The following is a 24503-nucleotide window of genomic DNA, read 5'->3' as shown; positions in this document are numbered from 1 at the left end:
ACTAAATTCTTGGCCTTGATGCCCAGCGCCGCGCTTTCAGGGCCGCGTGCAGCTCTAAGCGCACCATCCCCTTGAGCGGATCCACGCCCAGCAACTGGCGGATGCGGCCCAGCCGGTTGTAGATGCTGCTGCGGTGCAGGTGCAGTTTTTCGGCAACGTCCTGGACCGAACCATCATTGTCGTACAGCAGTTCCAGTACGGGCAGCAGCTCCCCGTTCCGGTCATGGTCCTCAAGGGCCCGGAAATTCACCGAACTTGCATCGCTCCAGACCCCCGCGCCGCCGCCTGCCGATGCCAGGAGCTGATAAACGCCCGTGGCGCGGCAGTCCACCAGCTCGCCGAGCCGCGGATCCACTGCGGCTGCCAGGGCGGCCACCTTGGACTGCCGGTACGCCTCGGCCAGATCTTTGATGCGGCCGAATCCCTCACTGGTCCCCAGGATGATCCGCTCCACGGACCTGCCGGAACGCTTGGCGAGCTCCAGCTGGTAGTGCACCAGGACCTGCGCCTGGCTGGCGCGGCCCGTGGACTCGCGGAAGAGAACCACCGAATGGGTCTCCGCGCCGGCGCTGAACAGGACGGCGTCCACGCCGATGGTGGCCTGCAGCGCCGCGGCGCGGTGGATGAGCGTCGAGGCGATCGGATCCGGACCGGCCATCCAGCCATCCGCGTCGAGGACCGTCACCAGCTGCCAGGGCCCGCGGTCCTGCACTTCCTTCCAACCCGCCACGGCGGCCACGGCGTTGGCTTCCCCGGCACAGGCTGCCAGGAACTCCCGTTCGCGGCTGCGCCGGAACTCGGACTCGGCGGTGTTGGAGTCCAGCAGCAGTCCGGAGAGCACATCCAGATCGTCCCGGACGCCGGGCAGTTCGGCGAGGATCGCCGTCGCACTTTGGTCCTCAACGTCCAGCTGCACCCACAGGTAGCCCACCCGGAACCCGCGGACCAGCAGCGGGACGCAGACGCGCCCAAGCATCCCGAGATCATCGTTGGCGGGTACCACCACGGGCCGGACCGCGGTGGCGATGCCGTGAGAGAGCTGCCAGTTTTTGACGTCCAGCGGCACCCGCTTGCTCAGCAGGAAGTTCACCCGGACCCGGTCCGCGTGCGACTGGTTGGAGCTGTAGGCGAGCAAAAGTCCGTCGAGGTCTTCCAGTGAAAGCCCGCGGCCCAGCTTGAGGGCCACCCGTTCCACGAGCTGTTCAACATCCTGCTGCATGCTGACAGACTACGTCCGCCGGAGTGCCTGGGGCGAACGGACATCAGGCGACACCTGACGCCCCGGCGGTCGACATTAGTCGAACCACGGCGGCGAGAAACCCCGGAAATACGCGGTTTTGCTCCGGCGGAGGCGGCCGGTTCCTGTAGTGCGCCTCACAGCCGGATCTATTCTGGAATCACAACTTCCCCCACACATTCCGGCCTTGCAGCCATCGAATCTGGAGCCCATAAAATGATCATCGGTGTCCCCAAAGAGATCAAGAACAACGAATTCCGCGTCGCCATCACGGCCGCCGGGGTTCACGAATTCCGCACCCACGGCCACACGGTCCTGGTGGAGCGCGGCGCGGGCCTGGGTTCCGGCATCACCGACGAGGAATATGCCATCGCGGGCGCCGAGATCGTCGCCGACGCCGATGAGGTCTGGTCCCGCGCGGGCATGGTGATGAAGGTCAAGGAACCCATCAAGGCCGAGTACCACCGCTTCCGCAAGGGCCTGATCCTCTTCACCTACCTGCACCTGGCCGCCGAGCCCGAACTGACCCAGGAGCTTATCAACTCCGGCGTCACCGCCATCGCCTACGAAACCGTGCAGGAAGGCCGCACCCTGCCCCTGCTCGCCCCCATGTCCGAGGTGGCCGGCCGGCTGTCCGTCCAGGTCGGTGCGACGTCGCTGATGGCGCCCGCCGGCGGCAAGGGCGTGCTGCTCGGCGGCGTCCCCGGCGTCCGCCCCGCCAAGGTCGTGGTCCTGGGCGCAGGCGTCGCAGGCACCAACGCTGCCGCCATGGCCCTGGGCCTCGGCGCCGACGTCACCATCCTGGACATCAACATCAACAGGCTGCGCGAACTCGACGCCCAGTACCAGGGCCGGCTCAAGACCGTGGCGTCCAACAAGTACGAGATCGAGAAGTCCGTGGTGGACGCCGACCTCGTGATCGGATCCGTCCTGATCCCCGGCGCCAAGGCCCCGAAGCTGGTGACCAACGAACTCGTGGCCCGGATGAAGCCCGGCTCGGTGCTTGTGGACATCGCAGTGGACCAGGGCGGCTGCTTCGAGGACACCCACCCCACCACGCACCAGGAACCCACCTACAAGGTCCACAACACGATCTTCTACTGCGTGGCCAACATGCCCGGCGCCGTCCCGAACACCTCCACCTACGCGCTGACCAACGTCACGCTCCGTTACGGCGTTGCGCTGGCCAACCTCGGCGTGAAGGCAGCCTTCGAAAAGGACCCCGCCCTCGCTGCCGGCCTGAACATCGCTGCCGGCCACGTGGCGCACCACTCGGTTTCCGAGGCACACGACCTGCCCCTCGTGGCGGACTGGCACGAGCTGGTTTCCGCGTAGGTTTATCACCGTCGACTGCTCCGCAACCGCCCTTTTGGACCCCCAAAACGGCAGCTACGGAGCAGTCCACCGGTGTTTAAAACGCCCTCGCCTGCTCGATCAACTTCAGCACTTCCACCGGGCCCGCCGGGTCCACCGGAACCGGCAGGGCCGAGGCGGTGCCGCCGTCGGAGATCTTCGCTGCCAGGATCCGGTAGAACTCCGGGTATTTGCCGCGCTCGGTCGGCAGCCTGTCGAGGTGTCCATCGCGGCCCAGCTGCCCGGCCCACTCGGCGGCCTCCACCCCGTACTCGGCGTCCAGCGGGCTGCCGCCGGCCACAATGTAGGGCTCCTGCGGGTCAACGCCATGCTTGGTGTAGGCGCCGCCGGTGCCAAGCAGCCGGTAGCGCGGACCCTGCTGGGCGCAGAGCATGTTCATCCAGAGGTGGCTGAGCACCCCGTTCTGGTGCCGCAGCACCACGAAGCAGTCATCATCCGTTTTTTCGCCCGGCCGGCGGGCCAACAGCTCGGCATGGACCAGCTCGCCCGGGCCGAAGAGCTGCAGCGCCTGGTCCAGGAGGTGGGTACCGAGGTCAAACAGGACACCCCCGCCGTCGGCCGCCGTCGCCTCCGCCTTCCAGGCCTTCGAAACCTCGGGCGACCAGCGTTCAAAACGTGATTCGAACCGGGTGACCTCCCCCAGCACCCCGCCGTCGAGCAGGGCCCTGACCGTGAGGTAGTCCCCGTCCCAGCGCCGGTTCTGGAACACCGTCAGGACCCGTCCCAGCCGCTCTGCGAGCGCGATCAGTTCCAGCCCCTGTGTGCTCGTCACGGCAAACGGCTTGTCCACCACGACGTCGAGCCCGGCCTCCAGCGCGGCCTTCGCCAGCGGATAGTGGGTGGCCGGCGGAGTCCCCAGCACCACAAGGTCAAGGTCACTGGCCAGCGCAAGGACCGCATCGCCGTCGGGCACTGTTTTCACGCCGGGATACTGCTCCACGGCGGCCGCCTGCCGGGCGGGGTCGGAGGTGGCGATCATGTCCAGCGAGTAGCTGGGGTCCGCCGCGACCAGCGGCGCATGGAAAACCCGGCCGGACAGGCCGAAGCCCACCACCGCGGTACGGATGGGAGTGGAGGAATCGGTGCTCATGGTGCCACGCTACCTCGTGGTCCGGCGCCACCGCCCGGAACACCGCCGACGACCCGGCTGACCAGCTCCCGCCAGGATTCCTCCAGCCGCTCCGGCGAGACGTGCTGCACGCGGACGGCGTGCAGCAGCCGTTCGGGATCGAGGGTTGCGCTGAGGGACATGGCCATCAGCCACGGGTCCGCGTCGAACCCGGCAGAGCGCAACAGGTACTCAATGTGCCGGTGCCACAGCACCGCGGGGGGCGCCTCGAACCTGTTGTGCAGCGACGCCTGGGCGGCCCTCGCGAGCTCGCCGTATTCCAGGACGTAGCGGATACGTTCGGCACCGAAGGCGATCAGCCGTTCGCGCGGCGGCGCCCCGGGACCAAGCGGCGGCGGCCCGAACATGAAGCGGCCCTGGAATTCGGCCTCGGCGTCGCTGAGCAGGGTCATCATGAGCCCGGCGCGGCTGCCGAACCGGCGGAACACCGTCCCCTTGCCCACGCCCGCGCGCTCCGCCAGCTTGTCCATGGTCAGGCCGTCTGCTCCGCACTCCTCCACGAGTTGCCGGGCAGCACACAGGAGCAGCTCCCGGTTCCGGGCAGCATCGCTGCGTTCCCCTCCGGCGCTGGCGGAGGATCCCGGCGGGGACCCGGAGCCGGACGATGACCCGGAGCGGATTGGGATGAGGCTCACACCAAGCATTCTAGACCCGGGAATAATATCCGGACCGTAGTCCGTTTAGTCTGGGTGAAGGCACCAAACGCCTCCAAGATCCACTCGCCCCGGAGCGTTCCGCGGCAAGACCTAAGGAGTTCACATGTCCAAGAGCACCGTACTCGCCCTGGTGGGAAGCCTGCGCGCCGACTCCCACAACCGCAAGCTGGCCGAAGCCATCCAGCTGAACGCGCCGGAGGGCATCGAGATTGTGATCCACGAGAGCCTGGGCAACATCCCGTTCTACAACGAGGACATCGACGTTGAAGGCCAGGTCCCCGCAGCCGCAACCGCCCTGCGCGAGGCAGCCGGCCAGGCTGACGCCCTGCTGCTGGTCACCCCGGAGCACAACGGCACCATGCCCGCCTCGCTGAAGAACGCCATCGACTGGCTGTCCCGCCCGTTCGGCGCCGGCGCCCTCGCCGGAAAGCCCACCGCCGTCGTCGGCACCGCCTTTGGCCAGTTCGGCGGCGTCTGGGCCCAGGACGAGGCCCGCAAGGCTGCCGGTATCGCCGGCGCCCGCGTCCTGGAGGACGCCAAGCTCGCCGTCCCCGGCTCCATGGTCCGCTTCGCGGAAACCCACCCGAAGGACGACGCCGAGGTCGTTGAGCAGATCAAGGAACTCTTCGGCGCCCTTGCCGCCGTCGAGCCCGCCGGCGCAGCCGCCTAAGCGGCTCCTCCCCCTTCGCACGCCCCCGGCCCTCCGCGCTGCCGGACGGCCGGGGCAAAGGCCGCAACCAATCCGTGACTGAGCTGCGGCCAAACCGACACCCGGGCGCCGTTCCGCGGCCCGCCGGCCGGCCGTAACGTTGATGTACGGGACGTGCCGGGGCAGGGAGTGCAGTGCAGTCATGAAGTCGAGCTGGGGAGCCAGACCGCTGACGCGGGCGGTCGCCGCGTTCTGCCTGTCGCTCCCCTTGTGGCTCGCCTCCTGCGCTCCCGTCCAAAATGCGTACGACGCCGGACGCGCCCCCGCGGCGGCGCCCGCACCCCAACCGGCGCCTCCCGTGAGCCCGCCCGAGGAAGCGGGCGTGGCCGGATCCGGCCTGGGTTCCTCCGGCCAGGGCCCCGCCGGTACGGGAACAGCAGGCGGGGTTTCCGAACCCGTTCCCGCCACCGGCCCGGCGCTTCCGTCCGCAGGCGCAGGCAACGGCGGCCCGGCCGCCGGCACCCCGGCTACCAGCGGACTCGGCACCGGCGTCGCCGGTCCGGACACCCAGGCGCAGCTGCCGGGCGGGACCGCGCAGCAGCCGGCGCCCGCTTCGGGAGCCGCGGCCGGCCCGGCTTCGGCCGCCCCTACACCCGGTTCCACTACACCGCCTCCCACGGCGCCGGGCTCCGCATTGCCGGGCGCAGGTGCAGGCGGCGCCTCCGGCGCTGCCAGCGCCGGCACCGCGGTTTACTACGTGGCGATCGACGACGGCGGCAGGTCCGGTGTGCGCTTCGGCTGCAACGACAGCCTGGTGGCCGTGCACAATACCGACTCCAGCATCACTGAGCCGCTGCAGGCCGCCATGAGCAGGCTGCTCTCAGGCCCGGGCGCACCGCCCGCGAGCGGCCTCTACAACGCACTGGAAGCTTCCTCGCTGCAGTACATGTCCGGCTACCTCGACGGCACTACCGTGGTGGTGAACCTGGCCGGCGCAGTCCAGCCCGGTGGCGTCTGTGATCTTCCGCGGATCGAAGCGCAGCTCACCCATACAGCCGTCACGGCCGTGAATGCCGTCCGGGCGGAAATCTACGTCAGCGGCGTGCCGCTGGACGAGGTTCTCGGTCTCCGCTAGGGCTCAGGGACGTTAGCGCTCGGAAACGCTGGGCGCCATGACCCCTAGGCGCCCACACTCCCGGGAGAGCCAGCCTCGCGGGAGAACAGCGCGTCCATGTCCGCGTGGCTCGGCGAACCGGCAAGTTCTGACCAGTTGCCGTCGCCCAGGACTTCGGCGGCTACGCGGGAAACCGTTGCGTAGGCCGCCTTTGCCGCATTGCCGCCGATGCTGACCCGCCGCACACCGGCGTCGTGCAGTTCGCCCACTGACGCCGATCCGATACCGGCAAGGGCGTTCAGCGGTGCCGCTATCCGCCTGCTCAGCTCATGGAGGATGTGGAGGTCCGTCACGCCGCGGCACGAAAATCCCGTCGGCCCCCGCGGCGAGGTAGCCTTCGGCCCGCTCCAGTGTCTCGTCGAAGGCGGAGTCCCCGAACTGCCCGGAAAGGTACGTGTCCGTCCGGGCATTGATGAAGAGGTGCACCCCCGACTCCTCGGCGATGCTGCGGACCAGGCTGATCCTGCGGGCCTGCTCGTCCATTGCCGTGAGGGACGCACCGCCGGAGTCCTCGATATTGACGCCCACGGCGCCGGACGCCAGCACCGCCGCGACGGTCTGCCGGAGCAGGCCGTCGTCGAAAGTGCCGTCCGCACCCGCATACCCGGCTTCGATATCCGCCGTGACGGGGACACTCGTGGCCGCGGCAATTCTGCCGAGCGCGTCAAAGGCCAAGCCCGGGGGAACGTGGCTCCCGTCCGGAAATCCGAGGCTCCACGAGATGGCCGAACTCGAGGTGGCGATCGCCCGCGCCCCGGCCTTCTCCACCAGCCGGGCCGATGCGGCATCCCACACGTTCACCAACACCAGCGGGACAGGACCGCCCGCGTGCATCTGGCGGAAGGCGTCGGCTTGGGCGGACCGGGACTTCGCGGACTGGTACTCCGCGTGCTGGGACAGTGCGGGCGTAGGCTCGAGTGACGTCATGGCTCCATTCCATGCCTTGCCCTGCCGAAGGTAAAGTGTCCGCGGGGAGCAGTTCAGAATCGGCATCACATTTTGGTCAACAGGTGTTGCCTAATCAGCAACCTATGGCTGTAGTCTGGGGTTGTGACCCACGAGACACTCGACGCCGCCGCAGCCGTCCTCCCCGCCGAAGCCATTGATGCCATCGAGCGGGCCGCGACCTCCGCCCACCGCCACGACGAACTCTTCTCCGAGCGCGCCGCGAACATCAAACAGTCGGCGGTCCGGGACGTTTTCGACATCTCCATGAGGCCCGGCCTGGTCTCGCTGGCCGGCGGCAGCCCCTATCTGCAGTCGCTGCCACTGGACAAGCTCGCCCAGACAGCCGCCCGGATCATCGCCGAGGACGGCCTCACCGCGCTCCAATACGGCGGCGGCCAGGGCACCGAGGAGCTACGCACACAGATCTGCGAAGTCATGGCCGCCGAAGGTATCGTGGACGCCCGGCCGGAAAACGTGGTGATCACCGCCGGCTCGCAGTCCGCCCAGGACGTGGCCACCAAGGTGTTCTGCAACCCAGGCGACGTGGTGCTTGTGGAGGAGCCGACCTATGTGGGGGCACTGAACACGTTCGAGGCCTACGAGGTCCAGGTAGAGGCCGTTCCCATGGACGACGACGGGCTGGTGCCGGAGCTTCTCGAGGCGCGGATTGCGGCGCTCCAGACGGCCGGGAAAAACATCAAGTTCCTCTACACCATCCCCAACTTCAACAACCCGTCGGGCATCACACTGTCCCACGGGCGCCGGCAGCAGGTCGTGGACATCTGCCGCCGCGCCAACATTCTGGTGCTGGAGGACAACCCGTACGGCCTGCTGAGGTTCGACGGTGAGCCGTTGGCGCCGCTGCGGGCAGGCAATCCGGACGACGTCATCTACATGGGCTCGTTCTCGAAGATCTTTGCACCGGGCCTGCGCATCGGCTGGGCCCTGGTTCCTGCCCACCTGCAGCGCCGCTACTACCTGGCCTCGGAGGCGGTGACACTGTGCCCGCCCACGCTGAACCAGATGCTCGTCTCCGCCTTTCTCCGGGACTACGACTGGAAGGGACAGATCGAGACTTACCGAGGGTTGTACGCCGAGCGGTGCCATGCGATGCTGGCGGCGCTGGAGGAGCACATGCCGGAGGGGCTCCGCTGGACGAGGCCGCAGGGCGGGTTCTTCGTGTGGGTGACGCTGCCCAATGGCGTGGACACGTATCCCCTGCTCCAAAAGGCGATTGATGCCGGCGTCGTCTTCATTCCCGGTGCCGCGTTCACGCATTCGGATGAGCCGTCCAACAAGCTCCGCCTGGCGTTCAGCGCGGTCCCCCCGGAAGCCATTGCCGAGGGCGTGCGGCGCCTGGCGCCGGTGCTGCAGGCGGCCATCGACGCGTTGCCCTAAGCTGGGCGGCGGACTGAACATCCAGGGTAGTCACGACATTCAAAGGAGATTGGGCCATGGCGGGAACCATCATTGTGGGTGTTGACGGAAGCGGGACTGCACGCAAGGCGGCGGAGGTGGCGCGGGATTTGGCCGCAGCGCTGGACGCGCGGCTCCACGTCGTGTCCGCGTTCGATACCGACCGCACGGAGGTCTTCGGCAGCGGCAGCGACCGGTGGATCGTCTCGGACGCCGGGGAAGCAGAAAAGGTGGCCCGGGACGTGGCGGCCGGCCTGGCCGGCGGCGAGCTGGACATCACCTATTCCTCCGCACGGGGCAAGCCGGCCGAAGCCTTGGTCAGGGAGGCAGACCGGCTCGAGGCGAGGATGATCGTTGTGGGAAACCGGCGCATGCAGGGCCTGGGGCGCGTGCTGGGCAGCGTGGCAAACAGCGTCGCGCACAGTGCCTCCTGCGACGTCTACATCGCAAATACCTACGGAGCTGACTAGCCGCGCCGAGGACCTGACTTGACGCGGATCACCCGGGCTGGTGGGCAGTCTCACCACGTTTTCCGGCATTCCGGCATGCCCTGAAAGATAAAATTGGAGTTGCCCCCGATGGTGCGGACAAACCCAAAACTACCTTTCAGGGGAACACTGTGCTTACTCTCCAGCGTCGCCACCTCGTCGGACACGACATCCTGCTGGCCCGCCACGGCAACCACATCAGCGCCATGCGCGTGGACCGTTCCGCCGGCCGCGTGATCGCCCTCCTCGACGACGGTTCCGTGGACAGCGCCCCGAACCTCATCTCTCCCGACCTGCAGCTGCCGGACACGCTGAAGAGCGTCATCCGCGAAGACTGGAAGTTCCTCACGCTCGTGAGCACCGGCATCGCCGCCGTCTGCGGCGTTATGCTGGCCGCCGCGGTGAGCCTGGCAGGCATGTCCGGCGATCCGGCCATGGCCCAGCTGCTGGCCAACTCCTACGCCGCTTACTGAGCCAGCCCCGGCATCTGCCCTGGGACCTGTCTCCGGTGTCAGCCGGCCCGGACCAGCACCTCACGCAGCAGCCACCACAGGCCGGCGGTGACTCCGCCGCCCACCAGGGCACCCGCAACAACCTGCGCCACCGTATGGGCGCGCAGCACCACCCTGGACCAGCCGACAGCAGGAATCAGCAGCAGCAGCGGCAGCCACTGGACACCCAGGATCAGCACCGAGATGACCGTCGTCAGCGCGATGGACCCGGCGTGGCCGCTAATTTTCCAGAACAGGCTGATGGCAGCGAGCACCACCACGCCGCCAACTATCGCGAGCACCACCACAATGACGCTGTACGGTGCGTTGATGGCCAGGAGCACTCCCAGCCCCGCGAGCAGCGATACTACTGTCATGGCGAGCACCGGTGCGCGCTGCTTACGGTCGCTGACGTGGTGGTCTGTCACCTTGCCCATCCGCACCAGAAGGACGACGGCGGCCAGCGGCAGCACGCAGACAAACAGCACCGCCACGGCGCCGAACCAGACGGTACCCGGAAAGCCGGGTTCCATGGCCGGGCTGAGGAGCAGCAGCAGCGCCACGGTGACGGGCGGCTGGAGGGCTTCCGTGATGACCCGGGCCACGCGGTTCTTCACGCGGATGCTGACGACCCCGCGATCCTCACCCATGGGAACCCCGTCCCTGCCTGTCCGGTCCATCCCCCTTTCCCCGGAGGGTACCCCTCCGGGGCCCGTCAGTCGAGCAGCCCGGTGAGCAATTAGTCCAGCAGCAGGGCCGGCTCTTCCAGGATGGCAGCGACGTCGGCCATGAAGCGGGCGGAGAGGTCGCCGTCCACGACGCGGTGATCGAAGGATCCGCCGAGCGTGGTGATCCAGCGCGGAATGACCTCACCGTCCAGGACCCACGGCTTCTGCTTGATGGTGCCGAACGCCACGATGGCCACTTCACCGGGGTTGATGATGGGGGTGCCGGTGTCGATGCCCAGGGCGCCGATGTTGGTGACGGTCAGCGTGCCGCCCTGCATCTGCGCCGGCCGGGTCTTGCCGGCACGAGCGGTGGTGGCGAGCTCGTTGAGGGCCAGCGCCAGTTCCTTGAGGGACAGGTCCTGGGCGTTCTTGATGTTCGGGACCATCAGCCCGCGCGGCGTGGCCGCGGCGATGCCCAGGTTCATGAAGTGCTTCACGTGGATCTCGGCGGCGTCGCTGCCGTCCGGGTTGTCCACCCACGTGGCGTTCACGCTCGGGTTCCTTGCCGCGGCCCAGATGACGGCTTTGGCAAGGATCAGCAGCGGGGAGACCTTGATGCCCTCGAAGTCGCGGGAAGCCTTGAGCCGCTTGACGAATTCCATGGTGCGGCTGGCATCCACGTCCACGAAGATGCTCACGTGCGGCGCGGAGAACGCTGACTCCACCATGGCCTTGGCGGTCGCCTTCCGAACGCCCTTGACCGGGATACGCTCGACCCGCTGCTCCTGGGGACGGCCGGACGTTCCCCAGAAGGTGTCCGCCTTGTCCAGTTCCGCGTCGCGCTGAGCCTGGTAGCTGACCAGGTCCTCGCGCGTCACCTCGCCGCGCGCGCCCGTGGCCACGACGTCGGCCAGGTCGATGCCGAGGTCACGGGCGATCTTGCGCACCGGCGGCTTGGCCAGGACCCTGGTCATGAGCCCGGAAATGGCCCCGCCAATGGTCGGCTTGTCGGACTCGAGCGCCGGAGTCCACTCAGGCCGCCTTGCTGGGACGGGCCCGGCCACTGGCCCTGCTGCGCTGGCAGGAACGTCCACGAGCACCTCCTGCGCGGAGTGGGGCTGGACAGGCTCCACTTCCGGAGCACCGTGGACCGTATCTGCCGGTATCGCGGGCCGGGTCAGCCGCGGGCGCCGCTTCACGGCGTCGGCCTTCGGACCTGAACCCACCAGCGGACCGGCGGCAAGGCCGCCGGCGGCAGCTCCGCCGTCGGACTTTTCACCGGCGGCGCCGGACCCGGCGTCCGCCGGCAGCTTTCCGTACATTGGCGCGGGCGCGTCGGCCGGGGTGGGGTCACCGTGCATCGTGTCAGACACGCTGATGATGGCCGTCCCGACGTCGACCGTCGCCCCTTCCGGGACCAGCAGTTCAGCGACGGTGCCGGCGAACGGGGACGGGAGCTCCACGAGGGACTTGGCCGTTTCGATCTCGCACAGGACGTCGTTGATGGCCACCTCGTCGCCGGGCTTGACCTTCCACGAAACGATCTCTGCCTCGGTCAGGCCCTCACCGACGTCGGGGAGGTTGAACTTGTTAAGCGTCATGGGATCCTCGGGTTCGAAAGCTCGGGCGCTCCGGGAGGTGCGGAGGCGGTAGGCGAAAGAGTCAGCCGGCGCTGGTGCGCCTTAGCATCAGTATGCGAAGGCGCGGTCCAGTGCCTCAAGGATGCGGTCGATGTCCGGCAGGTAGTCCTCTTCGATCTTGGCCACGGGGTACGGCATATGGAAGCCCCCGACCCGGATGACCGGAGCCTCCAGCGACAGGAAGGCCCGTTCGCTGATGCGGGCAGCGATTTCGCCGCCGATGCCGCCGAAGGTGGGTGCCTCGTGCGCCACGACCAGCCGGCCCGTTTTCCTCACGGAGGCTTCGATGGCGTCGAAATCGATCGGTGAGATGGAGCGCAGGTCGATCACTTCGATGCTGCGGCCGTCCTCGGCCGCGGCGTTGGCGGCGGCGAGGGCGACGGGGACGAGCGGGCCGTAGACCACCACGGTGGCGTCGGTTCCCTCCCGGACCACATGGGCCTTGAACGGGTCTTCAGCCGGGCCGGCCGATTCGGTGTCCACCTCGCCCTTGAGCCAGTAGCGGCGCTTCGGCTCAAAGACGATCACCGGGTCCTGGCAGTTCACGGCCTGCTGGATCATCCAGTAGGCGTCGTGGGGGTTGGACGGGGTGATGATGCGCAGGCCGGGGGTGTGCGCGAACAGTGCCTCCGGCGATTCCGAGTGGTGCTCGATGGAGCCGATGCCGCCGCCGTAGGGAATGCGGATGACCACGGGCACGGTGAGGTTGCCGTTGCTGCGCGAGTGGATCTTGGCCAGCTGCGTGGTGATCTGGTTGAAGCCGGGGAAGACGAAGCCGTCGAACTGGATTTCCGCAACGGGCAGGTAGCCGCGCAGCGCCAGGCCGATCGCGGTGCCGATGATGCCGGATTCTGCCAGCGGGGTGTCCATCACGCGGTCGGCGCCGAATTCGCCGATCAGGCCGTCGGTGACGCGGTAAACGCCGCCGAGGGGTCCGATGTCCTCGCCCATGAGGAGGGACTTGGGGTTGTTGCTGAGGGTGGCGCGCAGGCCCTCGTTGATGGCCTTGGCTATGGTCATGGTGGTCATCAGCGGCCTGCCCCGTCTCCCTCGTCCTCGCCGGCAAAGCCGGCGCTGTACTCTTCGAACCATGCCAGTTCCTCGGCCACGAGCGGATGCGCCTCGACGTAGGTGTTGGCGAAGGCGGTCCTGATGTCCGGGGCGTCCGACGCGTAGGTGGACTTGCGGATGTAGGCGGCGAGCTCGTCGCCCTCGGCGGCAACCTCGGCGAAGAACGCGTCGTCGGCCATGCCCTCGGCCCGGAGGTATTTCTCCAGACGGTCCAACGGGTCCTTTTCGCGCCACAGGGCCTCTTCTGCGGACTCGCGGTACTTCGTGGGGTCGTCGGCTGTGGTGTGGGCGCCCACGCGGTAGGTGAAGGCCTCGATCAGGACGGGGCCGTTGCCCTGGCGTGCGTGCTCGAGCGCCCATTCGGTGACGGCGTGCACCGCGATGACGTCGTTCCCGTCCACCCGGATGCCCGGGAAGCCGTAGCCCTTGGCGCGGTTGGACAGCGGGATGCGGGTCTGCACAGCGGTGGGCACGGAAATGGCCCAGTGGTTGTTCTGGCAGAAGAAAACCACCGGGGCGTTGTACGACGAGGCAAAGACCATGGACTCGTGGACGTCGCCCTCGGAGCTCGCACCGTCCCCGAAGTAGACCATGACGGCGGCCTTGGGCTCGGCCGTGCCTTCCACGCCCTGGGCGCCTTCCAGCCTCTGCGCTTCGGCGAGCTTCTGGTCGCGCTGGATGCCCATGGCGTATCCGACGGCGTGCGGCGTCTGCGCGGCCAGGACCAGCGTGTACAGGTGGAAGTTGGTGTCCTTGGGGTTCCAGCCGCCGTTGGAGACGCCGCGGAATTGCTTCAGCAGTTCGGCCAGGTCCACGTTGCGGGTCAGCGCAACGCCGTGCTCGCGGTAGGTGGGGAAGATGTAGTCCTGCGGCTGGCTGGCCCGTCCGGATCCGATCTGGGCTGCTTCCTGGCCGGTCAGCGGCACCCACAGTGCCAGCTGGCCCTGCCGCTGCAGGGCGGTGGCTTCCTGGTCGAAGCGGCGGATGGCCGCCATGTCCGCGTAGAAACCCCGGAGCTTTTCGGCGTCGAGACGCCCGGCGTACTCGGAGAACACGGAGTCTGTTCCCAGCGTGCCATCGGGGCCCAGAAGCTGGACCATCTCTGTCGGAGGCACGCCCAGGGCAGCCTCGGCCTGCGCCTCGAGCTGGTCGTCCAGTTCCGTTCCATCGAACTCGGTGGAGGGCAGATGTGTTGCGCCCATACCGTCTCCTTGCCTGCCGCATCCGGATGCGTTGCAATGTCGCTGGGATATATGCCTCTTCGGGAATGTATTCCCGGCGGGGCATATATATTTGGCTTACTGTTCCTTACTTTATCCGGCGTAGGTAGCGCCGGATGTTTGTTAAGCGCTAGGAACGGCGCGGCGGTTTTGTGTAAACCGCACAGAGTTGCAGGAAACGCGTATTCGCTTCCACTTCGCCGACGCTGACGCGGACGCCTTCGTTTCCGAAAGCCCGGACAGACAGCGCCCGCTCCCCGGCAAGCTGCGCAAACTCCGCACTGTTCTCGCCCAGATCGAGCCAGACAAAGTTTCCCTGGGCGTCCGGAACGAACCAACCGAGGTCCCGGAGGCCAGCTGTCACGCGGTCCCGCTCCTCCACCAGGCTTTGTACCCTTTCTACAACCTGGTCAAAATTCTGCAACGACACCACGGCGGCCTGTTCGGCGATCTGCGAGACTGCAAACGGGGTGGCGGCCACGCGCAGGTGCTGGGTGAGCTGTGGCTGGGAAACGCTGTAGCCGACGCGAAGCCCGGCGAGGCCGTGAGCCTTCGAGAACGTCCTGAGCACCACCACGTTGGGGTACTTGCGGTACATCCGGATGCCGTCCACGGCGTCTTCTGCCCGGACGAACTCCTGGTAGGCCTCGTCGATGACCACCGCCACGTCCGAGGGGACGGCCTTGATGAAGCGCTCAGTTTCCTCGGCAGTCAGAATGGGGCCCGTGGGGTTGTTGGGGGTGCACAGCAGGATCACCCTGGTTCGCGCGGTCACGGCTGCGGCCATGGCGTTGAGGTCATGACGCCCGTCAGCCGTCACGGGGATCCGGACGCTCTCTGCCCCGGCCAGCCCAACGCAGATGGGGTAGGCCTCAAAGGACCGCCACGCGTAGATGACTTCGTCAGGTTTGCCGTCGTCGTTCTGGCCGGCGAACGTGCTCAGCAGCTGGGTGAGCGCGCCGAGGCTGCCGGCGCCGGTGACGATGTCTTCGGCCGGCACATCGAGGAACCCTGCGAGCGCGGTGCGCAGCTTGGTGCTTAGCGGATCGGGGTAGCGGTTGAAGTCTGTCTGGGCGGCAATGGCCTCCACCACGGCCGGGATGGGCGGCAGCGGGTTCTCGTTGGACGACAGTTTGTAGCTTGCAAGGCCGTCGACGGCGACGGGCGGCTTACCTGCAGCGTAGCGGGGCAGCCGGTCAACCACCGGTCGGGGCCTCAGGCCCCCCGCCATAGTCTCTGATGAAGTCATGCCACCTAGCCTATGCCCCCGGCTGCCAGCCCGGCCTTGCGGTGTGACAGCATGGGCGCATGCGGTCTTTCATCATGCGCGTGATCATTAACGGACTGGCGCTGTGGATTGCCAGCTGGCTTCTGCCCGGCCTGGACATCTCCACCACAGCCACCACGGAGGCTGTGGCCAAGACCGGGGTGAACCAGGGAACCGATGCCGCCGGAATTGTCCTCGCGTACCTGTTCATCGGGCTGATTTTTGGCCTGGTCAATGCGTTTGTGCGGCCGGTGGTCAGCTTCCTCTCCCTGCCCATCACCATCCTGACGCTGGGGCTGTTCACGGTGGTGATCAACGCCGCGATGCTGTACCTCACCTCGTGGATCAGCGGCTACACGCCGGTGCACTTTACGATCGATTCGTTCTTCTGGACCGCGGTGCTGGCTGCCATCATCATCACCGTCATTTCCCTGGTGGCTGACCGGCTTCCCGGCGCCCGCCACCGCTGACGCCACCGCCGCCCGGCCGCGCGCCGGCACCACCGCCCGCGCCCACGCCACCGCTGATGGGAAGGATGGTCCTGCCCAGATCGAGCAGGGGCAGTTGCCGCACAGGCACAGGCGGCTTCGGTGCACGGACCAGCTGGAACCGGGTGGCCCTGGCCGTTCCGCCCGCCCCCACCACTGCGGCCAGGGCGCCGGTGGACGCCACCAGCGAAGGGTCGGAGCTCGCGGAGACAGCCCTGGCCCCGGCCTCGTAGTTGGTGAGCCTGTGCCCGGGGCCAAGGCCGGCGTCCTCACCGGGCGGGGTCCTGACCAGGCCGTTGAGCGTGACTGTCACCCGGTCCCTGGTGTCAGGGTTGGGGAGGCCTTCACTGCCCGGAACCCAGTCCTGCCGGTGCTCCAGATGCAGGCTGCTGACGCCCGGCTCCGGAGTTATCGCGCCCACCGGCGATCCCGCGGTCAGCACGTATTTGAGGTTGTACTCGGCCAGGAAGGCCTTGTCTTGGCTGAGGTTCATGGCATGGATGCCGCCCTGGCTGTAGCCCACGGCCACCACCTGGTCCCCGGCTTCGGCCCCGGCCTGCCGGAGGGCCGCCCGGACTGCTGCGGCGGTGTACTGGGACCCGTACCCGAAGGCCTCACCGACGCCGGCCTCATCGAACGGGTTGGGGCCGCCCATGTTGCCAGGCTGCGTTCCGGGAATGATCACGATGAACGCGTCCCGTTCCCCGTTCGTTGTCCGGATGACCTCGATCTGGCCGGGGCCGGCGGCACCCACCGCCCCGGCCCGGGCAAGAAGACCTGCCGGGGACGCGTCCAGGCCAATGTCCATGGAGCCCTGCTTCAGTGCCGTGACCGGCCGCGGCCTGAGTTCCGGCAGGACACGGTCCAGCAGCATCCGCGCAAGGGCGGGGACACTCGACCCCGTCATGCCGGACGTCAGCGCCATCTTCACGGCAGCGTCCATGGCACCCAGCCGCGCGCCCAGGAGCGCCGCCAGAATCGTGCCGGCCACCACGGGATCACTCGAAGCGATCGCCTCGCTGGTGGCCGTATTCAGGCGCCAGTCCCGCCGGTCCCCGGCCAGGCCAACGTCAAGCAGTTGCCGTCCCCACAACCATGATGCGTCCCAGTGGAAGTGCGCAATGAGCTTATTCGCCGTCTCGGCAGCGCTGTACTCGAGCCGGCAGGCACGCACACCGCCGGCCAGCCGCTCCAGTTCCTCCCGCACCGCCGCCACAGAACGCCGCCCCTCCCAGGCAGCGGCCAATGCCTCGGCACCGCTGGCCGGATCGTCCCGCTGGTAGCTTCCCAGCGACTCCCATACCCGGTGGATACCCAGCTCTACGGCCGCCAAATCCCGGGCGAGGGTGTCCAGCTCCCGCGCCCCCGTATCCAGTTCCTCGAGCTGGAAGGTGATCCCGCCCACTCCGCCGCGCACGGAAAGGACACCGTCGGAGGCCGGCTCGACCGGACGGAGCTGACCGCCGCTGCCGCCCGGCGGCGCCTCGGCCATCAGTAGCCGCCAGCTGCAGGAAGGGCCGACTCTGCGACATGGACGGAGTGCCGCCGCAGCGCCAGTGCGGCGGCAAGTACCCGTTCCCGCGCCCCGGAGAGGGCAATCGCCTGCACCCGGAGGCTGGAGCGGTAGGCCTGACCCGCAGGCGACTGCCACTGCATGAGCTGGAGCTGAGAGAGCCTGGCCCGCACGGCATCGAGCTGTTCCGCGCAGGTCTCCACCTGCCCCGCCAACAGCTGCACTTCAAAGCTGCGCGCCGAACATGCCGCGGCATCAGCCGCCGTAATGCCCGCGCTCACCGCCGTGATGCTTGCGCTCATTGGGTTACCCCCATCCCCACTGGGCCGGCGCTCCGGCGCCCGGTCTTTCCCTCGGTTCCTGCCCACGACGCTAAGGTGCCGCAGCCGCCGACGGAACGGCCGGCGTCGTCCATGTGGAGAAGTGCCCGGGAGCGGGGCTGTGGAGGAGAAGTCACACCGAATCCCGCGCTTCAGCGGGCACAGAACTTCATGAAAGAATCAGGTCATGCCTGAAACTGCCGCCACAGCTGACACCCGTACGCCCTCCGGACGCCTCGCCCTCGCCGCGTCAGGGGAACAAATCGCGCTCGGTCCGCTGGACGGCCGCTACAAGTCCGCCGTCGGACCCCTCGTTGACTATCTGTCCGAGGCAGCCCTCAACCGCGACCGCGTTGCCGTCGAGGTGGAGTGGCTTATCCACCTGACCGGGGACAACGTCCTCCCCGGGGCTGGCCCGCTGACCGAGGACCAGCAGCGGCAGCTGCGCGCCATCGTCACCGAATTCGACGCCGCCTCCGTCACCGAGCTGGCCGAAATCGAAGCAGTCACTGTCCATGACGTGAAGGCCGTGGAGTACTACGTCGGCCGCCGCCTGCCCGCCATCGGGATCGAGAACCTGACCGCCATGGTGCACTTCGGCTGCACCTCCGAGGACATCAACAACCTCTCCTACGCCCTGGGCGTGAAGGGTGCTGTGGAGGACGTGTGGCTGCCCGCCGCCCGTGCCCTCGTGGCCCAGATCGGCAAGATGGCCGAGGATAACCGCGCTGTTCCGATGCTGTCCCGCACGCACGGCCAGCCCGCCACGCCCACCACCCTGGGCAAGGAACTCGCCGTCATCGCGCACCGCCTGAACCGGCAGCTGGAGCGGATCGCCAGGACCGAATACCTCGGCAAGATCAACGGCGCCACCGGCACGTACGCCGCCCACGTGGCCTCCGTCCCGGGCGCGGACTGGCAGCAGGTCGCGAAGTCGTTCGTGGAGAAGCTGGGCCTGACCTGGAACCCGCTGACCACCCAGATCGAAAGCCACGACTGGCAGGCGGAGCTGTACGCCGACGTCGCCCGCTTCAACCGGATCCTGCACAACGTCTGCACGGACATCTGGAGCTACATCTCGATCGGCTACTTCGCGCAGATTCCCGTGGCAGGCGCCACCGGCTCCTCCACGATGCCGCACAAGGTCAACCCGATCCGCTTCGAAAATGCGGAGGCCAACCTGGAGATCTCCTCCGGTCTCCTGGATGTGCTGGGCTCCACCCTGGTCACCTCCCGCTGGCAGCGCGACCTCACGGACTCCTCCAGCCAGCGCAACATCGGCGTCGCCTTCGGCCACTCCCTGCTGGCCATCTCCAACGTGGCCAAGGGCCTGGAGCGGCTTGACGTCGCGGAAAGCGTGCTCGCCGAGGACCTCGACACGAACTGGGAAGTCCTCGGCGAAGCCATCCAGATGGTGATGCGCGCGGAGGCGATCGCCGGCGTCGAAGGCATGGAGAACCCCTATGAGCGGCTCAAGGACCTCACCCGGGGCCAGCGCGTCGACGCCGCCCGGATGCAGGAGTTCGTCCAGGGCCTGGGCCTCTCCGCAGAGGCAGAGGCCCGGCTGCTCGCCCTGACGCCGGGCAAGTACACCGGCATCGCGGACCAGCTGGTGGACCACCTCAAATAAGTACGACGGCGGCCGTGCCGCCTACCTTTCCCGAAAATGACAAGGAACGCGAAACCATGAGGCTGCTCCTCATCCGCCACGGCGAAACTCCCGGTAACGTCCTGGGGCAGCTGGACACCGCCCACCCTGGCCCGGGCCTGACCGAGCTGGGTGAGCGCCAGGCGGAGGCCCTGCCGCGGGCCCTGGTGAACGAGCCGATCAGCGCCCTGTACGCCTCCACATTGCTTCGCACGCAGATCACCGCCAAACCGCTGGGCCGGGAGCTCGGCCTTGACGTGAAGGTCCTGGAGGGCATCCACGAGATCGAGGCGGGTGCCCTGGAAAAGCTGACGGACCACGAGTCCCACCGTCGGTACATGAGCACCGTCTTCGCCTGGACCGACGGTGACTTCGACCGCCGGATGCCTGCCGGACCGGACGGCCACGAGTTCTTTGAGCGCTATGACGCGGCCATTGCCAAGGTGGCCGCGGAGGCCGCCGGCACCGGCGCGGTCGCCTTGGTGAGCCATGGCGCCGCCATCCGCGTCTGGGCAGGCCACCGGGCGGACAACATCGACACGGAATTCGCCGCCCGGCATGTCCTCGCCAACACCGGCATCGTGGCCCTGGAGGGCGATCCCGACACCGGCTGGAACCTGATCCACTGGGACGCCAGCCCTGTCGGCGGCCTTGCCCTGGCCGACCCCACCGCCGAGGACCCGATGGGAAAGAGCACGGGCTAGGCCTGCCGTCGCCATCGCTGGGTACTGGTCCACAGGAGGCGGTGATTGTGCCAGCCGTAACAGCACGGCGCCAAGTGTTCCCACGGCGCTTACCGGCAGGAAACACCGCGGTAACGGCGCGCTCCTAGCCTTAATTCGCATAACCCTTCGGCGAATCGAGGCACAGATGCAGACCAATCCCAGGCTCAACATCCGGAAAGTCAGCTGGTCTAACCCTGTGGGCGCCGACCTGCGCGCGGCCCAGCAGGCTGAACTGGACGCGCGCTTCGGATGTGCCGACCATGAGCCGGGACCCAAGCCGTCCGAGGCGGATACCGCCGTGTTCCTCGTGGCCTACGACAAGGGCTCGGGCCAGCCGGTGGGCTGCGGCGGCCTGCGGCTGCTCGATTCCGAGACGGCGGAAATCAAGCGCCTCTACGTTCTCCCCTACACGCGCGGGTCCGGGGTGGCCAGCTCCATCCTGGCCGCCCTCGAGGCCGAGGCGTTTGCGCAGGGGATCACCCGGATCACGGCCGAGGCCGGGTCGGCGCAGACTGACGGCCGCAACTTCTACGCGAACTCCGGCTTCGATCAGGTTCCCAACTTCGGCCCCTACATCGGCGTCGAGCACTCGTACTGCTTCGCGAAGCGGATCACTTGCCACAGCGCAGCGCACACCGCCATGGCCTGAGCGGGCGCACAGCGACGGCGGCCGTCACACTCCGGTGGGGCGGGCCGCCGTCGGCTAATCTCGCGCTATGGAAACCAAAGACATTACGTTCCGCACCCGCAAATGGGTGCGGCCCGAGGACCTGAACGCCAACGGAACGCTGTTCGGTGGCAGCCTGCTGAAGTGGATCGACGAGGAAGCCGCGATCTACGCCATCCTCCAGCTCGGCAACGGCCGCGCCGTCACCAAATACATCTCCGAAATCAACTTCGTCAGCTCCGCGGTCCAGGGCGACCTGATCGAGATGGGCCTGACCGCCACGCGCTTCGGCCGCACGTCCCTGACCATGCGCGCCGAGGTCCGCAACATGATCACCCGGCAGAGCATCCTCACCATTGAGGAGATCGTCTTCGTGAACCTCAGCTCCACCGGCAAGCCGGAGCCGCACGGCTACACGGAGATTACGTACGACCGCGACCGGATCCCCACGCACCACCTCACCGAAACACTGCAGCAGGACTAGCGCTCCCGCCGTCGACCGCGTTCCTCGAAAAGCCGGACCGCTACCGGGAAGCGAGCCTCAGCAAACCGTCGCGCAGCGGCTGGGACCGTTCGGCCAGGGCCACGCCCGCCAGGGCGGAGGAGGCAAGCCGGAGCAGCTGGGTCTTGAGGGCGCGCTGCCGGTTGTAGGCCTTCAGGGCGTCTTCCACCGGATGGGCGTTGAGGAGTTCGGCCAGCGTGACGGCATCCACCAGCGCTTCACAGGCGCCGCGGCCAAGGTTGGGCATCATGCCGTGTGCGGCATCGCCGGCGAGGACGGCGCCCGGCCGCACGAAGCTGCCGAGGTTCGGCGTGGTCCAGACCCGCTGCGCCAGCGTGGCTTCAGGCGCCGCCTGTTCCAGCACCGTCCGGATGGCCGCCGCGTTTCGGGCGAAGCGCTCCTTGGCCTGCTGCAGCGCTTCGGCGGCATCAACGCCTGCCGGGCCCAGGTTGGAGCGAAACGAGGCGTACCAGTAGGTCCTCCCGCCGGCCGCGGGCGTGATGCCGAACAGCTGTCCGCGTCCCCAGTATTCCCCGCCGGCGTCGGCCTGGACGGGCACGGGCAGGACGCCGCGGAGCGCCAGGTACGGTGTCAGCCTCGCCTGTGACCTCGCACCCCAGAAGGAGCGGCGGACCACGCTGTGGATGCCGTCGGCTCCCACCAGCAGGCCTGACGCCAGCGGTCCGGTAACGGGGATCTCGTCCACCCTGCCCTCGACGCGGCGCACGGAGGCGGGTACGGCGGCGTCGAGGATGCGGATGAGGTCCGCCCGGGAGACGCCGAGGACCCCGCGAACCTTCGGTGCCACCAGGGCTGTGCCCGTGGCGTCCCGCAGGGCCATCCCGCCGAAGGCCGTGCCCGCCTCCCTGATCTGCGGCAGGACTCCCAAGACCGCCAGCTCGGCCTGGGCCTCCGGCCACATGGCCAGCGACGTCTCCACCGCCGGCACCCCGGGCCGCTGCTCGTGGATGGTGACGTCGAAGCGCTCCGCATCCAGGCCGGCCCCGAGCGCGAGGCCGGCAATGCCGCCGCCGATGATGGTTATGGCTTCCATGGACCCGATCTTATGCCCGACGGCGGGACGCCGGCCCGGCGGGACGCCCCACCCAGGGCGGCCGGGGACTTAGGCCGACGGCCAGCCCGTGTAGGCCTCGGCAAGGTACGCCTGGCCGTGCCGCGAGGACACCACCGACTTCAGCTCGCCCAGCTGACGGGCCCGGGCGAAGTCGCCGGCGTCGGCAGGGGTGTGCAGCATGGTGGTCATCCAGTAGGAGAACTGCTGGGCCTTCCATACGCGGTCCAGGGCGCGGTCGCTGTACGAATCCAGGAGCGCCGTGGAACCGCTGTTGTAGTAGCTGTCCAGCCCCTCGAACAGCACCTTCACGTCGTGGATCGCCAGATTCAGTCCCTTGGCGCCCGTCGGCGGCACGGTGTGTGCGGCGTCGCCGGCAAGGAAGAGCTTGCCGTGCCGCATGGGCGTGTGCACGAAGCTGCGGAACGGCAGGACCATTTTGTCGATGACCGGGCCTTCCTTCAGCTCGAAGCCGTTGCCGTTGACCCGGCTGCGGAACTCCGCCCAGATCCGCTCATCGTTCCAGTCGGCCACGTTTTCCTTGGGGTCGCACTGGAAGTACATCCGCTGCACGGTTTCGGTGCGCTGGCTGATGAGGGCGAAGCCGTTCCCGGAGTTGGCGTAGATCAGCTCGTCGGAACTGCGGGGCGCTTCGGTCAGGATGCCAAACCAGGCGAAGGGGTACTCGTGGAAGTACCACTTGCGGTGCGCCTCGGGGATCTGGAAGCGGCAGTGGCTGCGGGAGCCGTCGGCGCCGGTGATGAAGTCGGCCTGGAGCTCGTACTCCACGCCGTCGGCATCCGTGAACCAGACCTTGGGCTTGTCATCGATGTCGTGGATCGTGGTGTCAGTAACGCTGTAACGCACGTCGCCGCCATCAGCCTCCCGGCGTGCGGCGAGGTCCATGAAGACGTCGGTCTGCGGATACAGCCAGACCGACTCCCCCACGAGTTCCTTGAAGTCGATGCGGTGGCTTTCACCGTTGAACCGGAGCTCAATGCCGTCGTGCCGGTCTCCTTCACGCAGCACGCGGTCGGACACGCCGCCGTCGACGAGCATGTTTACCGTGCCATGCTCCAGGATGCCGGCGCGGACCGTCTCCGAGATTTCCTGGCGGCTGCGGATTTCGATCACGGTGGATTCGATGCCGGCCTTGGCCAGCAGGTGGGACAGCATGAGTCCCGCCGGGCCTGCGCCCAGGATGGCCACCTGGGTGGTGATGATCTGTCGTGCCATGGTGTTCCTCGCTTCATTGCGTGGCCCGGAGGTCCGGGCGGAAGGTGGTTGCTGGCTAACAGTGTGCGCCGGACTGTGGGGTGGGCGTTACAGCAATTCCGCTGAATGGAATACGCTACGAGCCAGGAAGCCTAACCCGCACCCTCGCTGAGCCGCCGTGCGATGCCTCGTGCCGCCGTCTGGAGTGCCGGGACCAGCGCCTGCATGCGCATCTCCCGGAGGGGAACCACGACGCCGATCGCCGCCACCGCGCGCTTCTGGCCGTCCAGGACGGGAACAGCAATACCCCAGGTGTCGGGATCGATGACGCCCGCCAGTTCGGCGAACCCTTGGTTTGCAGCCTCGGCCAGCAAGGCGCGCACGTCGTCGCTCGCCACCTTGCCGGCGGGATCCGCAAACTGGTCCAGATATTCGGCCTGGACCGGCTTGGGCTGGTGCGACATCAGGGCCAGTCCGGCCGAGGACACGTGCACCGCCATCCGACCCGCGATCTGGGCGCGGTTGGCGACGGATCCGCGGCGGGACAGGCGCTCCACGAACAGGGCTTCCCAGCCGTCCAGCACGGCGAGGTTCACGTTCTGGTTCAGCACATGCTGGATGTCCTCCATGAACGGCATGGCCGCCTGGCGCAAGGCCAGCGTGGGCGAATTGCGATTCACCAGCTCCCAGAGCCGCAGGCCCAGCTGCACCGAGCCGCCGGGGCCCGCTTCCAGGAGTCCGTGCGTCGCCAGCTGCCGCACCAAGCGGTGGGCGGTGGTAAGGGGAAGGCCCGCGCGTTCCGCCAGTTCGGACAGCTGCAGGACGGTGACGCCGGCCGGAAACGCCGCGATGACCCGCACCACGCGGTCCACCACCGAATCCCCGGACGCTGAATTGGCCATCGCTCCCTGCTTCCATTGAATGG

The 24503-nt window shown here is 67.9% G+C and carries 26 protein-coding genes; 11 read left to right on the top strand and 15 right to left on the bottom strand.

Annotated features, from left to right (window positions below; genetic code table 11):
- Position 1: 1 nt before the first annotated feature.
- Complete coding sequence (locus ABIE00_RS24275; RefSeq protein WP_354263149.1) at positions 2-1219, bottom strand: PucR family transcriptional regulator; 1218 nt, start codon at positions 1217-1219, stop codon at positions 2-4.
- A 234-nt stretch (positions 1220-1453) separates the two neighbouring features.
- Here ABIE00_RS24275 and ald point away from each other — a divergent pair, with 234 nt between their 5' ends.
- Complete coding sequence (ald, locus tag ABIE00_RS24270; RefSeq protein ID WP_354263147.1) at positions 1454-2572, top strand: alanine dehydrogenase; 1119 nt, start codon at positions 1454-1456, stop codon at positions 2570-2572.
- Between the two features lie 76 nt (positions 2573-2648).
- On the opposite strand, the gene ABIE00_RS24265 is transcribed toward ald, so the two are convergent.
- Entirely contained in the window at positions 2649-3701 is a 1053-nt protein-coding gene (locus tag ABIE00_RS24265) for a Gfo/Idh/MocA family protein (protein ID WP_354263146.1), read from the bottom strand.
- Complete coding sequence (locus ABIE00_RS24260; RefSeq protein WP_354263145.1) at positions 3698-4375, bottom strand: TetR/AcrR family transcriptional regulator; 678 nt, start codon at positions 4373-4375, stop codon at positions 3698-3700. The genes ABIE00_RS24265 and ABIE00_RS24260 overlap by 4 nt, the downstream gene beginning before the upstream one ends.
- A 124-nt stretch (positions 4376-4499) precedes the next feature.
- Between ABIE00_RS24260 and ABIE00_RS24255 the strand changes: the two genes are divergently transcribed.
- Together ABIE00_RS24255 and ABIE00_RS24250 are read left to right on the top strand one after the other, a co-directional pair.
- A complete protein-coding gene (locus tag ABIE00_RS24255; RefSeq protein WP_354263144.1) occupies positions 4500-5066 on the top strand; it encodes an NAD(P)H-dependent oxidoreductase in 567 nt (188 codons plus the stop codon).
- Positions 5067-5247: 181 nt separating this feature from the next.
- The gene (locus tag ABIE00_RS24250) at positions 5248-6180 is read left to right on the top strand and encodes a GerMN domain-containing protein (protein WP_354263143.1); all 933 of its coding nucleotides are present in this window, start codon (positions 5248-5250) and stop codon (positions 6178-6180) included.
- 44 nt (positions 6181-6224) lie between these two features.
- Here the strand turns inward: ABIE00_RS24250 and ABIE00_RS24245 are convergent, their stop codons facing one another.
- Both ABIE00_RS24245 and ABIE00_RS24240 read right to left on the bottom strand, forming a co-directional pair.
- Positions 6225-6512, bottom strand: coding sequence for an isocitrate lyase/phosphoenolpyruvate mutase family protein (locus ABIE00_RS24245; RefSeq protein ID WP_354263142.1), 288 nt, complete (start codon positions 6510-6512; stop codon positions 6225-6227).
- The gene (locus ABIE00_RS24240; protein WP_354263141.1) at positions 6487-7146 is read right to left on the bottom strand and encodes an isocitrate lyase/PEP mutase family protein; all 660 of its coding nucleotides are present in this window, start codon (positions 7144-7146) and stop codon (positions 6487-6489) included. The genes ABIE00_RS24245 and ABIE00_RS24240 overlap by 26 nt, the downstream gene beginning before the upstream one ends.
- Before the next feature lie 123 nt (positions 7147-7269).
- Between ABIE00_RS24240 and ABIE00_RS24235 the strand changes: the two genes are divergently transcribed.
- From ABIE00_RS24235 to ABIE00_RS24225, 3 genes are all read left to right on the top strand, one after another.
- Positions 7270-8565: an aminotransferase-like domain-containing protein gene (locus ABIE00_RS24235; RefSeq protein ID WP_354263140.1), complete on the top strand. Its 1296-nt coding sequence runs from the start codon at positions 7270-7272 to the stop codon at positions 8563-8565.
- Between the two features lie 56 nt (positions 8566-8621).
- Positions 8622-9053: a universal stress protein gene (locus ABIE00_RS24230; protein WP_331573350.1), complete on the top strand. Its 432-nt coding sequence runs from the start codon at positions 8622-8624 to the stop codon at positions 9051-9053.
- A 149-nt stretch (positions 9054-9202) separates the two neighbouring features.
- Positions 9203-9544, top strand: a complete 342-nt coding sequence (locus ABIE00_RS24225; RefSeq protein WP_354263139.1) for a hypothetical protein — start codon at positions 9203-9205, stop codon at positions 9542-9544.
- A gap of 38 nt (positions 9545-9582) precedes the next feature.
- Here ABIE00_RS24225 and ABIE00_RS24220 read toward each other — a convergent pair whose 3' ends face one another.
- The 5 genes from ABIE00_RS24220 to ABIE00_RS24200 form a co-directional block, all read right to left on the bottom strand.
- The gene (locus ABIE00_RS24220) at positions 9583-10212 is read right to left on the bottom strand and encodes a phosphatase PAP2 family protein (protein ID WP_354263137.1); all 630 of its coding nucleotides are present in this window, start codon (positions 10210-10212) and stop codon (positions 9583-9585) included.
- 89 nt (positions 10213-10301) lie between these two features.
- A complete protein-coding gene (locus ABIE00_RS24215) occupies positions 10302-11831 on the bottom strand; it encodes a dihydrolipoamide acetyltransferase family protein (RefSeq protein WP_354263136.1) in 1530 nt (509 codons plus the stop codon).
- Positions 11832-11918: 87 nt separating this feature from the next.
- The gene (locus ABIE00_RS24210; protein ID WP_354263135.1) at positions 11919-12899 is read right to left on the bottom strand and encodes an alpha-ketoacid dehydrogenase subunit beta; all 981 of its coding nucleotides are present in this window, start codon (positions 12897-12899) and stop codon (positions 11919-11921) included.
- Positions 12899-14143, bottom strand: coding sequence for a pyruvate dehydrogenase (acetyl-transferring) E1 component subunit alpha (gene pdhA / locus ABIE00_RS24205; protein ID WP_354263134.1), 1245 nt, complete (start codon positions 14141-14143; stop codon positions 12899-12901). The genes ABIE00_RS24210 and pdhA overlap by 1 nt, the downstream gene beginning before the upstream one ends.
- A gap of 148 nt (positions 14144-14291) precedes the next feature.
- The gene (locus tag ABIE00_RS24200; protein WP_354263133.1) at positions 14292-15410 is read right to left on the bottom strand and encodes a histidinol-phosphate transaminase; all 1119 of its coding nucleotides are present in this window, start codon (positions 15408-15410) and stop codon (positions 14292-14294) included.
- 59 nt (positions 15411-15469) lie between these two features.
- Between ABIE00_RS24200 and ABIE00_RS24195 the strand changes: the two genes are divergently transcribed.
- A complete protein-coding gene (locus tag ABIE00_RS24195; protein WP_331573364.1) occupies positions 15470-15898 on the top strand; it encodes a phage holin family protein in 429 nt (142 codons plus the stop codon).
- Here the strand turns inward: ABIE00_RS24195 and ABIE00_RS24190 are convergent.
- Both ABIE00_RS24190 and ABIE00_RS24185 read right to left on the bottom strand, forming a co-directional pair.
- Positions 15852-17408, bottom strand: coding sequence for an alpha/beta hydrolase family protein (locus ABIE00_RS24190; protein ID WP_354263132.1), 1557 nt, complete (start codon positions 17406-17408; stop codon positions 15852-15854). The genes ABIE00_RS24195 and ABIE00_RS24190 overlap by 47 nt on opposite strands.
- Entirely contained in the window at positions 17408-17731 is a 324-nt protein-coding gene (locus tag ABIE00_RS24185; protein ID WP_354263131.1) for a hypothetical protein, read from the bottom strand. Before ABIE00_RS24185 ends, ABIE00_RS24190 begins: the two co-directional genes overlap by 1 nt.
- A 205-nt stretch (positions 17732-17936) precedes the next feature.
- On the opposite strand from ABIE00_RS24185, the gene purB reads away from it, so the two are divergent.
- The 4 genes from purB to ABIE00_RS24165 all read left to right on the top strand — a co-directional run bounded on the left by purB (position 17937) and on the right by ABIE00_RS24165 (position 21273).
- Positions 17937-19379 carry an adenylosuccinate lyase gene (gene purB, locus ABIE00_RS24180; RefSeq protein ID WP_354263130.1) on the top strand — a complete coding sequence of 481 codons (1443 nt, stop codon included), beginning with the start codon at positions 17937-17939 and terminating at the stop codon, positions 19377-19379.
- A 56-nt stretch (positions 19380-19435) separates the two neighbouring features.
- Complete coding sequence (locus tag ABIE00_RS24175) at positions 19436-20101, top strand: histidine phosphatase family protein (protein ID WP_354263129.1); 666 nt, start codon at positions 19436-19438, stop codon at positions 20099-20101.
- A gap of 166 nt (positions 20102-20267) precedes the next feature.
- Entirely contained in the window at positions 20268-20771 is a 504-nt protein-coding gene (locus ABIE00_RS24170) for a GNAT family N-acetyltransferase (RefSeq protein ID WP_331573377.1), read from the top strand.
- A gap of 67 nt (positions 20772-20838) precedes the next feature.
- Positions 20839-21273, top strand: a complete 435-nt coding sequence (locus tag ABIE00_RS24165; RefSeq protein ID WP_214852015.1) for an acyl-CoA thioesterase — start codon at positions 20839-20841, stop codon at positions 21271-21273.
- Positions 21274-21313: 40 nt separating this feature from the next.
- On the opposite strand, the gene ABIE00_RS24160 is transcribed toward ABIE00_RS24165, so the two are convergent.
- The 3 genes from ABIE00_RS24160 to ABIE00_RS24150 all read right to left on the bottom strand — a co-directional run bounded on the left by ABIE00_RS24160 (position 21314) and on the right by ABIE00_RS24150 (position 24480).
- Positions 21314-22345, bottom strand: a complete 1032-nt coding sequence (locus tag ABIE00_RS24160; protein WP_354263128.1) for an FAD-dependent monooxygenase — start codon at positions 22343-22345, stop codon at positions 21314-21316.
- A gap of 69 nt (positions 22346-22414) precedes the next feature.
- On the bottom strand, positions 22415-23599 hold the full coding sequence (locus tag ABIE00_RS24155; protein ID WP_354263127.1) for a 4-hydroxybenzoate 3-monooxygenase: 1185 nt from the start codon (positions 23597-23599) through the stop codon (positions 22415-22417).
- A gap of 131 nt (positions 23600-23730) precedes the next feature.
- The gene (locus ABIE00_RS24150; protein ID WP_354263126.1) at positions 23731-24480 is read right to left on the bottom strand and encodes an IclR family transcriptional regulator; all 750 of its coding nucleotides are present in this window, start codon (positions 24478-24480) and stop codon (positions 23731-23733) included.
- Positions 24481-24503 lie beyond the last annotated feature (23 nt).

This window comes from Arthrobacter sp. OAP107 (assembly GCF_040546765.1).
Classification (GTDB): Bacteria; Actinomycetota; Actinomycetes; order Actinomycetales; family Micrococcaceae; genus Arthrobacter.
The sequence above is the reverse complement of the archived record's forward strand: the minus strand, read 5'-3'. Positions and strand labels throughout refer to the sequence as shown.

Bases quoted from the DNA above. Each gene is read 5' to 3' on its own strand.
- ABIE00_RS24220 (WP_354263137.1), bottom strand. From the start codon at position 10,212: ATGGGTGAGGATCGCGGGGTCGTCAGCATCCGCGTGAAGAACCGCGTG.
- ABIE00_RS24265 (WP_354263146.1), bottom strand. From the start codon at position 3,701: ATGAGCACCGATTCCTCCACTCCCATCCGTACCGCGGTGGTGGGCTTC.
- ABIE00_RS24250 (WP_354263143.1), top strand. From the start codon at position 5,248: ATGAAGTCGAGCTGGGGAGCCAGACCGCTGACGCGGGCGGTCGCCGCG.
- ABIE00_RS24240 (WP_354263141.1), bottom strand. From the start codon at position 7,146: ATGACGTCACTCGAGCCTACGCCCGCACTGTCCCAGCACGCGGAGTAC.
- ABIE00_RS24275 (WP_354263149.1), bottom strand. From the start codon at position 1,219: ATGCAGCAGGATGTTGAACAGCTCGTGGAACGGGTGGCCCTCAAGCTG.
- ABIE00_RS24255 (WP_354263144.1), top strand. From the start codon at position 4,500: ATGTCCAAGAGCACCGTACTCGCCCTGGTGGGAAGCCTGCGCGCCGAC.
- ABIE00_RS24200 (WP_354263133.1), bottom strand. From the start codon at position 15,410: ATGACTTCATCAGAGACTATGGCGGGGGGCCTGAGGCCCCGACCGGTG.
- ABIE00_RS24195 (WP_331573364.1), top strand. From the start codon at position 15,470: ATGCGGTCTTTCATCATGCGCGTGATCATTAACGGACTGGCGCTGTGG.
- ABIE00_RS24150 (WP_354263126.1), bottom strand. From the start codon at position 24,480: ATGGCCAATTCAGCGTCCGGGGATTCGGTGGTGGACCGCGTGGTGCGG.
- ABIE00_RS24175 (WP_354263129.1), top strand. From the start codon at position 19,436: ATGAGGCTGCTCCTCATCCGCCACGGCGAAACTCCCGGTAACGTCCTG.
- ABIE00_RS24230 (WP_331573350.1), top strand. From the start codon at position 8,622: ATGGCGGGAACCATCATTGTGGGTGTTGACGGAAGCGGGACTGCACGC.
- ABIE00_RS24170 (WP_331573377.1), top strand. From the start codon at position 20,268: ATGCAGACCAATCCCAGGCTCAACATCCGGAAAGTCAGCTGGTCTAAC.
- purB (WP_354263130.1), top strand. From the start codon at position 17,937: ATGCCTGAAACTGCCGCCACAGCTGACACCCGTACGCCCTCCGGACGC.
- ABIE00_RS24160 (WP_354263128.1), bottom strand. From the start codon at position 22,345: ATGGAAGCCATAACCATCATCGGCGGCGGCATTGCCGGCCTCGCGCTC.
- ABIE00_RS24210 (WP_354263135.1), bottom strand. From the start codon at position 12,899: ATGACCACCATGACCATAGCCAAGGCCATCAACGAGGGCCTGCGCGCC.
- ABIE00_RS24215 (WP_354263136.1), bottom strand. From the start codon at position 11,831: ATGACGCTTAACAAGTTCAACCTCCCCGACGTCGGTGAGGGCCTGACC.
- ABIE00_RS24185 (WP_354263131.1), bottom strand. From the start codon at position 17,731: ATGAGCGCAAGCATCACGGCGGTGAGCGCGGGCATTACGGCGGCTGAT.
- ABIE00_RS24165 (WP_214852015.1), top strand. From the start codon at position 20,839: ATGGAAACCAAAGACATTACGTTCCGCACCCGCAAATGGGTGCGGCCC.
- pdhA (WP_354263134.1), bottom strand. From the start codon at position 14,143: ATGGGCGCAACACATCTGCCCTCCACCGAGTTCGATGGAACGGAACTG.
- ABIE00_RS24190 (WP_354263132.1), bottom strand. From the start codon at position 17,408: ATGGCCGAGGCGCCGCCGGGCGGCAGCGGCGGTCAGCTCCGTCCGGTC.
- ald (WP_354263147.1), top strand. From the start codon at position 1,454: ATGATCATCGGTGTCCCCAAAGAGATCAAGAACAACGAATTCCGCGTC.
- ABIE00_RS24155 (WP_354263127.1), bottom strand. From the start codon at position 23,599: ATGGCACGACAGATCATCACCACCCAGGTGGCCATCCTGGGCGCAGGC.